Source organism: Streptomyces sp. NPDC058619 (genome assembly GCF_042717785.1).
Classification (GTDB): domain Bacteria; phylum Actinomycetota; class Actinomycetes; order Streptomycetales; family Streptomycetaceae; genus Streptomyces.
In genome coordinates, this window is the sequence record NZ_JBHXQN010000027.1 from 23,683 (window position 1) to 37,679 (window position 13,997).

Consider the following 13,997-nt stretch of genomic DNA (forward strand, 5'->3'; position numbering starts at 1 on the left):
TGGCGCCCGCGCTCATGCCCGGACCCACTCCCCCGCTCCCGCGCGGTTTCCCGCGCATCCCGGAGCGGCCACACGGGGGAGGCCGTCCCCGAGGGGACGGCCGCCCCCGTGTCCGGCTACGCGCCCCCGCTCGCGTTCTGCCCCCGTACGGCCCCTGCGGCCCCCTCCGAGCCCCTCCGGACGTCCTGCGCGCCCCCCTGGCCACCGAGCCGCTCCGAGCCGCTCTCCGGGCCCGTCACGAAATCGGCCAGCGGTGCGATGCGCGTGTACACCCCCGGGCTGTCGGCCCTCCCGCAGCCGCGCCCCCATGACACCAGCCCGATGAGCCGTCCCCCGGCTACCAGCGGCCCCCCGCTGTCCCCCTGGCAGGCGTCCTTGCCACCCTGCCCGTCCCCCGCGCACAGCATGGACTCCGCCCGGTACTGCCCGTCGGCGTCCCCCGGGTAGGCCCGCCCGCACGCCTCGTCCGCCAGTACCGTCACCCGGGCCGCCCGGAGACCGTACGCGTAGTCACCGAAGCCGCTGGTGTCGCCCCACCCGTAGACGGCCCCCTCGGTCCCGGGCTCGTAGGCGGGGTGCCCCGCACCGGCCATCGGCAGCACGTAGTGGGCCGGCACCGCCTCGGCGAGGTGTAGTACGGCGAGGTCCCCGGCGTTGCTGGCCGGATCGTAGGCGGGGTTCACCCGGGCCCCGCGCACCGCGATCTCGCGGCCGTCGGCCGCCCGCAGCTCGGTGCGCCCGGCGACGACCCGGAGGTCCGCGACGGACTCGACGGGACCGCCCAGCACCTCGCGGCCCAGGCAGTGGGCCGCGGTCAGCACCTTGGCCGGAGCCACGATGACGCCCCCGCAGAACTGCCCGCCCCGCGTACCCCCGAACCGGTCACGGCTGGTGAGGGCGACGACCCAGGGGCTGTCCGCGACCTTGACCGGCTTCCCGCCGATCACCACGCTGTCCGCGGCCGCCTGCGGCGCCTGGGCCAGCGGCGCCGCGGCCGCGCCCGCTGCCAGGGTCAGCGCGCCCGCCAGAGCGCGGGCGAAGGGACGACGCATGAGGCCTCCTGACTCCGAGTGTGCATGACTCCACCCAGAGTGGGATGCCCGGTGGCCGTGCGCACCCGCGCGACCACCGGCGACCGCCCCCGCCGGTCAGTCCAGGTAGTCGCGCAGCACCTGGGAACGGGACGGGTGGCGCAGCTTCGACATCGTCTTGGACTCGATCTGGCGGATCCGCTCGCGCGTGACCCCGTAGACCTTGCCGATCTCATCGAGGGTCTTGGGCTGGCCGTCGGTGAGACCGAAGCGCATGGAGACCACGCCGGCCTCACGCTCGCTGAGGGTGTCGAGCACGGAGTGCAGCTGCTCCTGCAGGAGCGTGAAGCTGACGGCGTCGGCCGGGACGACCGCCTCGGAGTCCTCGATCAGGTCGCCGAACTCACTGTCGCCGTCCTCGCCGAGCGGCGTGTGCAGGGAGATGGGCTCGCGGCCGTACTTCTGGACCTCGATGACCTTCTCGGGGGTCATGTCGAGTTCCTTGGCCAGTTCCTCCGGGGTGGGCTCGCGGCCCAGGTCCTGGAGCATCTGGCGCTGCACGCGGGCGAGCTTGTTGATGACCTCGACCATGTGCACCGGGATGCGGATCGTGCGGGCCTGGTCGGCCATGGCCCGGGTGATCGCCTGCCGGATCCACCACGTGGCGTACGTGGAGAACTTGTAGCCCTTGGTGTAGTCGAACTTCTCCACGGCGCGGATCAGACCCAGGTTGCCCTCCTGGATCAGGTCCAGGAAGAGCATGCCGCGGCCGGTGTAGCGCTTGGCGAGGGAGACCACGAGGCGGAGGTTGGCCTCCAGGAGGTGGTTCTTCGCGCGGCGGCCGTCCTCGGCGATGATCTCCAGCTCGCGCTTGAGCTTGGGCGCCAGCTTGTCGGAGTTCGCCAGCTTGTCCTCGGCGAACAGGCCCGCCTCGATGCGCTTGGCGAGCTCGACCTCCTGCTCGGCGTTGAGGAGTGGCACCTTGCCGATCTGCTTGAGGTAGTCCTTGACCGGGTCGGCCGTCGCGCCGGCGACCACGACCTGCTGGGCGGGGGCGTCGTCCTCGTCGTCGGAGATGACGAAGCCCTTGTTCTCCCCGCCCTCCTCCTCTTCGTCGGACTCGCCCTTGGCGGCCTCGGACCCCTCTTCCGCGGCCCCGTCCCCGCCGTCGTCGGAGTCCTTCTTGGAGGCGGTCTTCTTCGCCGCGGTCTTTTTGGCAGCGGTCTTCCGGGCGGGCGCGGCCTTCTTGGCCGTGGTCTTCTTCGCCGCCGTCTTCTTGACCGCGGGCTCGGTTCCGGTCCCCGTCTCCTCCGCGACGGCGACCGCGGTGTCCGGGTCCGTCGTTCCGGCCGCGGGTGCCCCGGTCGTCGCGGTGGCCGTGGGCTGGGCAGCCGTCGTCTTCGCGGCGACGGTCCTGGTCGCCGTCCGCTTGGCCGGGGTCTTCGCTGCGACGCTCTTGCGGGTGGCGCGCTTGGGCGACTCCGCGGCACTGACCATCAGCGTCACACCCTCTTCCTCGAGGATCTGGTTGAGGCTGCGCAGAACATTCTTCCACTGGGTCGCAGGAATCTGGTCAGCCTCGAAGGCCCGACGCACGTCATCGCCGGCGATCTGCCCTTCGGCCTTGCCCCGCTCGATGAGCGCCATCACAGACTCGGAATCGGCGATCTCCGACGGGAGCGTACGGGATGTGCTGGCCGACACGAACAACCTCTCGGAACGATGGAAACGGCTTCCGACCCCGGGCCTGGTGGTGCTGGACCGGAGCCGACGACCACCGACTGGGGATGGGCCGGCGGCGCGGGCAGGGGCCGGGGAGCTGTGCAGCACCCACAAGGGCTGCTGCATTCCCTCCGTCGGCCATCACCTCTTAGGTCATCGCGTGACCTCGCGGAGCGTTACGCCCAATCTTCGTGGCCCGAGTCACACCCCGTATGCGCGTACGGAGGTCATACGGTCATACCCGCCGGTTCCGGCACGGCCACGGCCCGGTCACAGCACGGCCGCGGGCGTACGCGCCCGGCGGGGCCGGCGGGAGCCGCCGGGGTCGGGCTCGGCCACGGCGGCATCGGCCGAACGGGGCCGGACGCCCGTGTCGCCGGACCCGACCGGGCCCGGCGACATGTCGTGCACCCCCGCGCCCCCGCGCGTCCGCCCGTCAGTGCTCGCGCGGGGCGGGCACCACGCGCTCGACCTCCGGATGCACCGTCAGGAGCTGGCGCATGGCGTTCTCCGCGCCCGTCGCGTCACCGGCGGCGAGGGCCTCGACCATCCGTGCGTGGTGCGCCACGCTGGTCTCGCTCGGACGGTCGCAGGCGGCGATCGGGCTGCCGGAGACCTGGAGGGCGGAGGAGACGATGCCGGAGAGGTGCTCCAGCATGCGGTTCGCGGCGACCTGGATGAGGAGCGCGTGGAACTCGTTGTCCGCGCGCGCGAAGGTGATCGAGTCGCCCTGGCCGAGGGCGTGGCCCATGATCTCGACCATGTCGGCGAGCCGCTGCTGGATGTCCGGGCGGCCGTGACCGGCCGCGAGGCGGGCGGCGAGCGGCTCGATGGTCCAGCGGAGCTCGCCCAGCTCGCGGCGCTGCTCATCGCGCTGGGGCCCAAACGCGCGCCACTCGATGATGTCGGGGTCGAGCAGGTTCCAGTCGGCGACCGGACGGACCCGGGTACCGACGTTGGGGCGGGCGCTGACGAGGCCCTTGGCCTCCAGGACCCGCAGCGATTCGCGGACGACCGTGCGGGAGACCTCGAAACGCTGGCCGATCTCCTCCGGTACCAGCGGGCGGTCCGCGCCGAGGTCGCCGGAGACGATCATCTGGCCGAGCTGCTGGACGAGTTGGCCGTGCAGGCCGCGGCCGCGACTGCCTGTCGCGCGACGGCCCACGCGGCTCAACTCGACGTCGGCACCGTCCCAGTGGGGCGCTCCGACGCGGCCGGACCCGGGGGTCTCCGCATAGGGGTAGCGGTCGAGATCGCCCGGGCCGGCGAGGCCGGAGTCGGCATGGCGGGCGGCGGTCATCATGGTGTGCGCAAGGGTACTCACGAATCCTTTGTCGGCCGTGCCTCCATCACCCTTGAGGTCTTTGGTGAAAAGCACACGAAAGGGTGATCGGTGCCCCCTACGCAATTGACGACTTATCGTAAAGAACCGGGCCTTCTACGCGGAGTCGCGGTCCGCTTCCCTCCGGAGGGGTCGCACCGTGCCGGCCGGCGCCCCCTCCGGCACGGAGACGATCACCAGCGGACCCGGCTGCGCAACCCCGTGAACCCGTAGGCGCACAGCAGCACCGTCAACGACAACACCAGCGCGGTTCCGACCGGTTGGGCCATCACGCGCAGGGCTCCGAGGAGCACCCGGTCCACCTCCGGGGGCCACTGCCCCCAGGTCAGACCGCGCAGCCGTGCCGCGAGTCCGGTCGCCGGGTACGCGGAGGGCCCCTCCAGAACCTTGCGCACCAGCGGAACCACCATCACCGGTACGGCGAGGACCGCGGCCAGCCCCGCGGTGGCGGACCGGAAGACACCGGAGGCCAGGACCCCGGCCCAGGCGCATCCGATGAGCAAACCGGCCCAACTCACGGCCGGCGAGAACCACTGCGCGGGCATGCGCAGCGGGCCGCTGTCGAACACGAGGGCCAGCGCGGCGGCGTCGGCCGTCACGGCCGCGGCGCCGAGCAGCAGCGCCAGCACCGCGCAGACCCCGAGCTTAGTGGTGAGCAGGCCCATCCTCCGGGGCACGGTGCCGCGGTCGGCGGCGAGCGCGGGATAGCGGTACTCCTCGCCGAAAGCCAGGGCGCCGAGCAGTCCCGCCCCGATCGCGGCGGGCGGCAGCGGCAGCAGCTCCGGCCAGGCGGCGAGCAGCCGGTTCTGCGGGGTGTGGCCGGCCCGCGCCAGCGCGAGGGTGGTGAGGACGGAGGCGGCGACGACGAGGGCGGCGGTGAGGACGGGCGTGGCCGTGCCGAAGACCCGCAGCAGCTCGTAGCGGAGCGGCCGCAGCGGGCCGCCGACGCGGCGCACCGCCGATTCCGGCCGCCGGGCGCGGAAAGCCCGGGTCCCGCTCCCCGTCCGGTCGGGGCCGCGCGGGGCCGCCGCCGCTCCGGTGCCGGCGCCCGTGCCGACACCGGCGCACGCGCCGGCTCCGACGCGGGCGTGCGGGAGCGGGGAGGCGGGCGCGCCGGCGTCGCCGGTCTCGTCGGCGAGCTGGTGCACCAGTACGCCGTGCCGGAACGCCGCCTCGCCCACCTCGGCGCAGTTGCTCCCGTACACCGACAGCCGGCTGCCACTCTCCTCGACGACCTCGACCGCGCGCTGGGAGGCCCGGGCCTCGCGGCCCAGTACGTCCGCCAGCCGGGCGGCGTGCGGGGTCCGGACGGCCACCCGGGGCCGCAGCCGCGTCCGGGCGAAGTCGGCGGCGTCCTGGTCGGCGACGAGGCGGCCGGCCTCGATGCTGACCACGCGGTCGGCGCTGCGGGCGGCCTCCTTGGCGTCGTCGGTGGTGAAGAGCACCGCACCGCCGAGGGAGGCGTGCCCCCGCAACAGGGTGTGGAGCCATCCGCGTTCACGGGGTGAGAGTCCGGCGGCGGGCTCGTCCAGAAGCAGGGTGCACGGGTCCGCGAGCAGCGCCGAGGCGAGTGCTACGCGGCGCTCCATGCCGAGGGAGAGGGACCCGAGCCGCTGGTCCCGCAGCCCTGCGATGCCGACGACCTCCAGCATGGTGTCGGCCCGGGAGGCCGGCACCCCGGCGGCGGCGCACAGCATCCGCAGCTGGTTGCGGACGGTCCTCGACGGGTTCCCGGGGACGTCGCCCAGCAGCACGCCGACCTCGCGGCCGGGGTGCGCGATCCGGTGCAGCGGGCGGCCGCGGAAGTAGGTGACCCCGCGGCCCGGTTCGAGTTCGAGCATGAGCCGCAGCGCGGTGGTCTTGCCCGAGCCCGGCTCGCCGAGCAGGGCGGTCACGGTCCCGGGGCGGGCCTCGAAGGTGAGGTCGTCCACGACGGGCTGGACGGTGGGACGGGGCGGTGTGCTGGTCAGTCCGATGGCCTGGAGCATCGCTTCTCTCGCGGGGGGTGAGACCGCTCTGCGGCAACGTGGATACCGCAAGCAAGATAACGCGATATGTCCGATTTTCGGCGCAACCGGTCCGATGGACTGCTGATCGTGCCGCCGCAGGGGGCGGTCGTGGGACGTCAGACCTCCGGGCGCAGCATCGGCGGGTTGAGCAGGGTGGCCCCGCCCGCCCTGAACAGCTGCGCCGGGCGCCCGCCCTGACGGGTCGTGGTGCCTCCGGCGGGCACCAGGAAACCGGGGGTCCCGGTGACCTTGCGGTGGAAGTTCCGCGGATCGAGGGCGACGCCCCAGACCGCCTCGTAGACCCGGCGCAGCTCGCCCACGGTGAACTCGGGCGGGCAGAAGGCGGTGGCCAGGGAGGAGTACTCGATCTTCGAGCGGGCCCGCTCGACTCCGTCGCCGAGGATCCCCGCGTGGTCGAAGGCGAGTCCCGCGGTGGCCTGGTCGTCTGCGGCCAGGAGCTCGTCGACCGGGGCCCAGCGCGCGCCGTTGGCGTCCCCTCCGGCCCGGGGGGCCGGCAGGTCCGGAGCCAGTACCAGGTGCGCCACGCTGACGACGCGCATCCGCGGATCACGCTTCGGATCGCCGTAGGTCGCCAGCTGTTCGAGGTGCGCCCCGTTGTCCACGCCCGGAGCCGCGGGATCGTGCGCGCACAGCCCGGTCTCCTCCGAGAGCTCGCGGGCCGCGGCGCCCGCCAGGTCCTCGTCTTTCCGCACGAAGCCTCCGGGCAGCGCCCAGCGTCCCTGGAACGGCTGCTCACCCCGCCGGACGACCAGCGCGCAGAGCGCGTGGCGCCGGACGGTGAGCACGACCAGGTCGACGGTGACGGCAAAGGGCGGAAAGGCCGACGGGTCGTAGGGCGACATGCCGCGATCATAGTCGTCTGCCTGACGATAAACAGCGCTTTGGTGACCTTGAGGGCTGCTGTCCGGAGAGCACCCGCCGGCCGGCGGCCGAGCCGGGCCTCCGGGCGGTCGCCGATGCCGGGCCCGGCGCCACGGCCCCCGGCCGTGCGGCCGGGTCGGCCTGCCCGACGGGGCCCCGACCGGGGCGCACGGTCCGGGCCGTACCGTCCGCCCCGAAGGCGGGACCGCCGGGGGCCGGCGTGCGCCCGCGGAAGGCTGAGCCGCGCCCGCGTACCGGAGGCACTCGTGCGGTCCCGACGCCGCGGCGGGGTACGGTGCCGTGCGGCGCGGGCACCGCACGCTCCGAAAGCGGAGGTTCATCAACCCAGTTGGAGCGCATCGGCCGCCTCCTCCACCATACCGAGGCCGAGGCGGCTGACCCGGACGGTGAAGGGTTCCCCCGCGACGCGGAGGCCGGAGAGCCGCAGGGCCCCGAGGGGGGCGCCGGACAGCGGGGCGAGGGCGACCGTGGCCGCGGGAGCGTCGGGGCGGATGCCCACCAGCGCGGTCAGTACGTGGACCCCGGCCGCGGCCGCCACCGCGGCCGGACGGCAGGCCGCCGGATGCGGGAGCGGGGCGCTGCCCCGCGCTCTCTGCTCGGCCGCGAACATCTCCGGCAGCCGGTAGCCGAAGCTCTCCGCCGCGTCGAGCAGCCCCCGGAGCAGACCCGCGGCCTCCTTCTCGAAGCCGGCCTGGGCCAGGCCGGCCACCGCGATCGCGCTCTCGTGGGCCCGTACGGCGCCCGAGCGGTGGCCGAACGGGTTGTGCCCCGGCTCCCTGGCCGCCATGCTGCGCAGCCCCCATCCGCAGTCCATGCCGGGGGCTCCGAGCAACCGGGCGAGCTGTTCGGTGCGGGCCCGGTCCAGGAGGCCGGGGGCGAGCCGGCTCCCGCCGAGCAGTCCGGTGTCCAGCAGGTGGGCGGCGGCCCCGGTCAGCCGGTGCAGCGGGCGGCCGTCGGGGTGGAGGGCCGCCGCGGGCCGGCCGCCGTCCGGGCCGTCGATCCAGAACCGGCGGCGGAACGCTTCCCGCAGCGCGGCCGCCCACTCCTGCCACTCGGCGGCTCCAGGCCGTCCGCACCCGGCGAGGAGGTCAGCGCCGAGCAGGGCGGCCCGATGGGCGTGGGCCTGGGTCTCGCAGCGCCGCGGTCCCGGGTCGGGGTCGGCCAGTAAGCCGTCCTCCCCGAGTGCTCCGCGCAGCCAGTCGAGGCACCGCTCCGCCACGGGGAGCAGTCGGGCCACGTCCTCCTCGGGCATCCCCCACAGCCGGGCTTCGGCGAGCACCGTGGGGAAGGCCAGTGTCGCCTCCGTGCCGGTGCAGCCGGGCGGGAGCTGGGGACCGGCCCCGCGCAGCGGCCCCGGGATCTTCCCGGCGTGGGGCCCGGTACCCCCGGCCTGGGCGCGGGCCAGGATGCGCAGGGTGGCCGCGGCGAGCCCGGTGCCGAGCGGCAGCGCCATCCTCGCGGCCCACAGCGATTCGGCCGGGGCCAGCCCCATCCTCCACGGGACCCCCGCTGCCGCGAAGGCGTCGCCCGGCGCCCCGGAGTCCCTCAGGAGCAGCGCGCCGAGGTCCTCGACGCTGGTGCGGAACCACGTCTCGGCCCTGGGGTCGTCCCCCTCGGCCAGCGCGTCGGCGAGCGGGTTGGCCACCCTCCCGGCGCCGGCCCTCGCCACGCGGTCCTGCGTGGTCCGCAGCTCGATGGTGCGGGACTCCCCCGGGCCCAGTTCGAGCTGCCAGCGCAGCAGTCCGGTCGAGGCGAGCGCGTCGTCCGGGGCGGGTTCGGCGGCGGTGACGGCCTGGGTCCCGCCGGTGCTCCAGCGCAGGCCCGCGGCGTGCACCGCTGCGGGGAGCTCGGGCCCCGCCCGGCCCGCGGCCACCGCGGCCAGTTCGGCCAGGTCGGTGCCGAGCAGCAGTTCCACGGGGATCCGTACCGGGCGGGCCCCGTAACTGCGCAGGGTGATCCGCTCGGTGCCGTCCGCGTGGCGCACCCGCTCCACGCCGATGTCCGGATCGGGGCCGGGTTCGGCTCCCGTGCGCACCGTCGCGGCGAAGGAGGCCCGGTCGGCGCCGAGGCTGCGGCCCTGCACGGCGACGGGGTCCCGGCCGCCGATCCGAAGGACGCAGCGGGAGAGCAGTCGGAGCCCGGAGCGGTAGATCCCCTCGATCCCCCGCCCGGTCAGCTGGCCGTGTTCGGGCGAGATGACCAGGCAGGGCGCGGCGACACAGATGACGGCGCCGTGCACGGGCGGCAGCTCGGACCTGCGGGCGGCGGGCACGCCGGGCGGGCGGGGAGGTGCGTGGGACATGTGTCGCCTTGTCTGCGCTCCGGTCGGTTCAGCTGAGCGGCGGCGTGGCCGGGCCCCCACCGCCCCCCAGCTGAACGCCCTCACCCCCGCGCGGGTCACGGGCCCGGGCGACGGCCGCGCGTGCCGGGGCCGGTAGCGGCGCCGCAGGGGTGTGCCGAGGGCCCTGCGCAGCCGGCTCACGGTGTTGTCCCGGCGGCCCGGGCGGGGGCTCACTGCCCGCTCCCCGCGGAGCGGCGGGACGCGCGGCGTGCGGCCGTGCGGTCGCGGCGGCCCGGAGGGCGGGTGGTGCCGGCCGCGGGGTGCCTTCGCCGGGGCTCCCTGCGGCGGCGCTCCTCCCGCAGGCACTGCCTGAGGCTCTCGGGGTCGATGCCCTCGTTGCAGGCGTGGTGGAGCAGTTGGGCGAAGCGGTACTCGGCGTCCGCCCGCAGGGCCATGCCCAGAGCGATCCGGGCGGTCGGTTCGTCCCCGGTGGACCAGGAGACCCAGCCGGCGAGGGTGAGGGGGGCGGCCGCGTGCTCGCCGTAGGCCCCGACGCAGCGCCGGGCCAGCGCCCGCCACAGCCGCAGGGCCAGGGTGGCTTCCTGGTCCTCCATCCACTCCGCCGCGACGTCCCGGATCTCGCGGTCCTGGAGGCCGAGGATGAGCGCGGCCGCCTCCTCGTGGCCGAGCAGCCCGTCGTCCCGTTCGTCGGCGCCGCGGGGCCCCTCGACGGGCGGGGCGAGGGTGATCCGCCGCATGACGGCCTTGGCGAGGGCGAGGGTCTCCGCGCCGACCTCCTCCCGGGTCGCACCGTCGAGGATCTTCGGCACCAGGGCCGCGGCGGCCCGGTCCAGAGCCCCCTCCATCTCCTCGGCCACTACTCCGCGCAGGGGCGCCAGCCGGCTCTCGATCTCACTGAGGGATCCCCTGACCTGGAGTCCGGCGAAGGTGGCCGCGGCCGCCATCACCGACGTGCCGACCGCCGCCAGCCGGCTGCCCTCCGCGGGGCAGCAGCGGGCGTCCGGGCAGACGTAGGACCAGAGGCGCCCGGAGGACAGGCACAGGGCCTCCAGGACCGGCACGTCCAGGGCTCCGCAGGCCAGCCGGATGCGTTGGGCGAGGGGCCGCAGCCGGGTCATGACCCGCTGGCCGCTCTCGTCGCCGCGCGGCTCCTGGCAGAGGAAGACGACGATGCCGTCGGGCTTGCCGCCGCGCCGCTCGCTGCCGCGGATCAGGCAGTCGGCCGCCTGCCGGGCGGTCTCCTCCCACTCCGCGGGCGCGGCGGGAATGCCGACGCGTAGCCGGCCGCCGAAGCGGCCTCCCTCGCCGTGGACGGCGACCATCACGAGGGAGTCGGTCGGGTGGAAGCCCAGCATGTAGGGCAGTGCGTCAGCCAGTTCGGCCGGGCTGCGCAGGGTGATCTGCGGGTCCGTGCCGGACCGGGCCGGGGTGGCGGAGTGGTGGTCGGACGGGACGCGTGATTCGTGATTGTTCGTCATGTCCCGAAGGTCCCGTGCCCGATCCGATCCGAAAACCCCTGTGGATAACTGTTTACCCTTCAACTTCCACAGCCCGACGGCCTCGTTGGCGCTCGGCCGGAGGCATCGGGTTACATCGAGGCGAGGCCTTGCCCGCCCCGGGAAAACACGGGATCCGCGAAAGATGTGGGCAAGACATCACGGACGGTGCGCCGTCCGGCCGTGACGATGCGGGGAAAGGAGGATCCTCGATGAGCCCGTCGCTCGATCTCACCGACCCCGGCACCTTCGTGAGGAACGACCCGTACGAGTTCTGGCACCGGGTGCGCGGGGAGAGCCCCGTGTACTGGCACCCGTCCTCCACCGGGCGGCCCGGCTTCTGGGTCGTGGCGGGGTACGACGACGTCCAGTCCTGCTACGGCAACTGGAAGCAGCTGGGCTCCGCCCGCGGCACCGTCCTCGACGTCCTGCTCCGCGGAGACGACTCTGCGGGCGGGAAGATGCTGGCCGTCACCGACCGGCCCGTGCACCGCCACCTGCGCAACCTGATGCTCCGCGCGTTCTCGCCCCGCGTCCTGGACGAGGTGGTGCGCAGGGTCGAGCAGCGGACGGCGGACCTCATCGGGAAGGTCGCTGAGCTCGGCTCCTTCGACTTCGCCACGGAGGTCGCCGAGCACATCCCGCTGAACACCATCTGCGACCTCTTATCCGTCCCCGGCCAGGACCGCAAGCAGCTGCTCCTCTGGAGCAAGGCCGCCCTGGCGTCCGAGGACCCGGACGGCGCCGCGCTCGACGCGGTCGAAGCGCGCAACGAGATCGTGCTCTACCTGATGGACCTCGCGTTCGAGCGCCGGTCGAAGCCCGGCGACGACGTGATCAGCATGATCGCCGGTGCCGAGGTCGACGGTCGCCCGCTCACCCCGGAGGAGATCGCTCTTAACTGCTACAGCCTGGTCCTGGGCGGGGACGAGTCGTCGCGGATGACCGCGATCAGCTCGGTCCTCGCCTTCACCCGGTACCCGGACCAGTGGCGCGGGCTGCGCGAGGGAACCATCTGCCTGGACACCGCGGTGGAGGAGCTGCTGCGGTGGGCGACCCCGAGCATGCACTTCGCGCGCACGGCGCTGTGCGACTTCTCCCTCGGCGGGCAGCGGGTGCGCGCGGGCGACATCGTCACGCTCTGGAACACCTCGGCGAACGACGACGAAACGGTCTTCGCCGACCCGCGGGTCCTCGATCTGTCGCGCCGCCCCAACAAACACCTCACCTTCGGCTACGGCCCCCACTTCTGCGTCGGCGCCGCCCTGGGCCGGGCCGAACTGCGGGCGCTGCTCGCGTCGCTCCTCACCTCAGTGGAGGAGATCGAACTCGACGGGGAGCCGCAGCGCATCTACTCCAACTTCCTCTACGGCCACAGCAGCCTCCCCGTCGGTTTCCATCCGCGATCCACCTGAAAGGGGAACACGTCATGCTCGACGGTTTCGTGCCCTGGCCCGGCCATCTCGCGGCGGAGTACCGCCGGACGGGGATCTGGCCCGGCCGTCCGATCGGTGACCTGCTGCACGAGTCCTGCCTGCGGCACGCCGACCGGGTGGCCGTGGTCTGCGACGAGCAGCGCCTGACGTACGCGGAGCTGTCCCGGCGGGCCGACCGGCTGGCGGGCGGTCTCATAGAACGGGGCATCAGACCGCTCGACCGGGTGGTCGTCCACCTGCCCAACATCCCCGAGTTCGTCGTCCTGGTCTTCGCCCTGCTGCGGGCCGGGGCCATCCCGGTCCTCGCGCTCCCCGGACACCGCAAGGCCGAGATCTCCCACCTGTGCGCCCATTCCGGTGCTGTGGCCTACGTGGTGAAGGACGAGTTCGGCGGTTTCGACTTCCGTCAGCTGGCCCGGGAGATACCCCCGGTCCCCCACGTGCTCGTCAGCGGCGACGCCCAGGAGTTCACGTCGCTGGAGTCGCTGGAGTCGTCGGTCGGCGATGGCGCCCCGCTGCCGCGCGTGGACCCGTCCGATCCGGCGCTGTTCCTGCTGTCCGGGGGCACCACGGGACTGCCGAAGCTGATCCCCCGGACCCATGACGACTACGTCTACGTCATGCGGGCCACGGCGGAGGCCATGCGCGTCGGCCCCGAGCCCGTCTACCTGGCCGTCAATCCGGTCGCGCACCAGGCGGCGCTCGCCTGTCCCGGCGTGCTCGGGAGCCTCCTGTTGGGCGGAAAGGCGGTGCTGACGTCGAGCCTGCGGCCCGACGAGGTGTTCCCGCTGATCCTTCGGGAAGGCGTCACCGTGACCACGCTCGTGCCCTCCATCCTGCGGCTGTGGGCCGATTCCGGACGACAGCCCGGCGAACTGTCCCGGCTCCTCATCCAGGTGGGCAGCGCCCCGCTCGACCCTGCGCTCGCGAGCCGGGCGCGCCGCGTCCTCGGGTGCGGGATCCAGCGGTGGTACGGCATCAGCGAGGGTCTGTTGACCCACACCAGGCTCGACGATCCGGAGGAGGCGGCCGTGAACACGGACGGGCGCCCCATGTCGCCGGACGACGAGGTCCGGGTCGTCGACGAGTCCGGCGAACCGGTGCCCGAGGGCGAGACCGGCGAGATGCTCGTACGGGGCCCCTACACGATCCGCGGGTACTACCGGGCCCCCGAGGAGAACGCCCGCTCGTTCACCCCGGACGGGTTCTTCCGTACGGGCGATCTCGTACGGCGCCGGCCGGACGGCAACATCATGATCGTCGGAAGGATCAAGGACGTCATCAACCGCGCCGGCGAGAAGGTGTCGGCGGAAGAGGTGGAACGGCAGCTCCGCACCCACCCGGCGGTCGAGGACGCGGCCGTGGTCGGCGCGGCCGACACCGTGCTCGGCGAACGGACCTACGCGTTCGTCGTGCTGACCGGGGCGGAGGTCCGGTCGTCCGCGATGAAGGACTTCCTCCGGGGGTGCGGCCTGGCCACCTACAAGATCCCCGACCGGCTGGTCCGGCTGGACCGGCTGCCGCGCACCCCGATGGGGAAGGTGGACAAGAAAGCCCTGCGCGCCCTCGCCTCCGAGTCGGCGAGATGACGGACGCGGACACACGCCGGCGGTGACCGGCTGCCGGCGCGTTCGCCGGGGCCGACCACCGCCGGGGGTGTACCACCGAAGGGTGCGCTGCCCAGCGCACGGGTGCACACATCATTCATCATTCATGGGCCGGAAACTGTCGCCGGAGAGCGGAATACCCGGGAATA

Annotated in this window: 9 protein-coding genes; 2 read left to right on the forward strand and 7 right to left on the reverse strand. The window is 73.8% G+C overall.

All coding sequences use genetic code 11. From position 1 onward, the window contains the following. Positions 1–116: 116 nt before the first annotated feature. From ACFWTC_RS24450 to ACFWTC_RS24480, 7 genes are all read right to left on the reverse strand, one after another. Complete coding sequence (locus ACFWTC_RS24450) at positions 117–1,052, reverse strand: serine protease (RefSeq protein WP_383922232.1); 936 nt, start codon at positions 1,050–1,052, stop codon at positions 117–119. Positions 1,053–1,148: 96 nt separating this feature from the next. Then, the gene (locus ACFWTC_RS24455) at positions 1,149–2,735 is read right to left on the reverse strand and encodes an RNA polymerase sigma factor (RefSeq protein ID WP_383922235.1); all 1,587 of its coding nucleotides are present in this window, start codon (positions 2,733–2,735) and stop codon (positions 1,149–1,151) included. A gap of 454 nt (positions 2,736–3,189) precedes the next feature. Further along, positions 3,190–4,131 (reverse strand): FadR/GntR family transcriptional regulator, encoded by a 942-nt coding sequence (locus tag ACFWTC_RS24460; RefSeq protein ID WP_383922238.1) that lies wholly within the window; start codon positions 4,129–4,131, stop codon positions 3,190–3,192. A gap of 137 nt (positions 4,132–4,268) precedes the next feature. Then, the gene (locus ACFWTC_RS24465) at positions 4,269–6,083 is read right to left on the reverse strand and encodes an ATP-binding cassette domain-containing protein (RefSeq protein ID WP_384028172.1); all 1,815 of its coding nucleotides are present in this window, start codon (positions 6,081–6,083) and stop codon (positions 4,269–4,271) included. 137 nt (positions 6,084–6,220) lie between these two features. Then, positions 6,221–6,967: an NUDIX domain-containing protein gene (locus tag ACFWTC_RS24470; RefSeq protein WP_383922244.1), complete on the reverse strand. Its 747-nt coding sequence runs from the start codon at positions 6,965–6,967 to the stop codon at positions 6,221–6,223. Between the two features lie 359 nt (positions 6,968–7,326). Beyond that, positions 7,327–9,309 carry a glycogen debranching N-terminal domain-containing protein gene (locus ACFWTC_RS24475; RefSeq protein ID WP_383922247.1) on the reverse strand — a complete coding sequence of 661 codons (1,983 nt, stop codon included), beginning with the start codon at positions 9,307–9,309 and terminating at the stop codon, positions 7,327–7,329. Positions 9,310–9,518: 209 nt separating this feature from the next. Further along, positions 9,519–10,787 (reverse strand): DUF4192 domain-containing protein, encoded by a 1,269-nt coding sequence (locus ACFWTC_RS24480; RefSeq protein WP_384028171.1) that lies wholly within the window; start codon positions 10,785–10,787, stop codon positions 9,519–9,521. Positions 10,788–11,017: 230 nt separating this feature from the next. Between ACFWTC_RS24480 and ACFWTC_RS24485 the strand changes: the two genes are divergently transcribed. Beyond that, positions 11,018–12,220 carry a cytochrome P450 gene (locus ACFWTC_RS24485; protein WP_383922253.1) on the forward strand — a complete coding sequence of 401 codons (1,203 nt, stop codon included), beginning with the start codon at positions 11,018–11,020 and terminating at the stop codon, positions 12,218–12,220. 14 nt (positions 12,221–12,234) lie between these two features. Next, positions 12,235–13,830, forward strand: coding sequence for a (2,3-dihydroxybenzoyl)adenylate synthase (locus ACFWTC_RS24490; RefSeq protein ID WP_383922256.1), 1,596 nt, complete (start codon positions 12,235–12,237; stop codon positions 13,828–13,830). Positions 13,831–13,997: the final 167 nt, after the last annotated feature.

Coding starts and splice junctions, on each gene's coding strand:
- ACFWTC_RS24475 (WP_383922247.1), bottom strand. CDS start 9,309: ATGTCCCACGCACCTCCCCGCCCGCCCGGCGTGCCCGCCGCCCGCAGG.
- ACFWTC_RS24485 (WP_383922253.1), top strand. CDS start 11,018: ATGAGCCCGTCGCTCGATCTCACCGACCCCGGCACCTTCGTGAGGAAC.
- ACFWTC_RS24470 (WP_383922244.1), bottom strand. CDS start 6,967: ATGTCGCCCTACGACCCGTCGGCCTTTCCGCCCTTTGCCGTCACCGTC.
- ACFWTC_RS24450 (WP_383922232.1), bottom strand. CDS start 1,052: ATGCGTCGTCCCTTCGCCCGCGCTCTGGCGGGCGCGCTGACCCTGGCA.
- ACFWTC_RS24480 (WP_384028171.1), bottom strand. CDS start 10,787: ATGACGAACAATCACGAATCACGCGTCCCGTCCGACCACCACTCCGCC.
- ACFWTC_RS24465 (WP_384028172.1), bottom strand. CDS start 6,083: ATGCTCCAGGCCATCGGACTGACCAGCACACCGCCCCGTCCCACCGTC.
- ACFWTC_RS24490 (WP_383922256.1), top strand. CDS start 12,235: ATGCTCGACGGTTTCGTGCCCTGGCCCGGCCATCTCGCGGCGGAGTAC.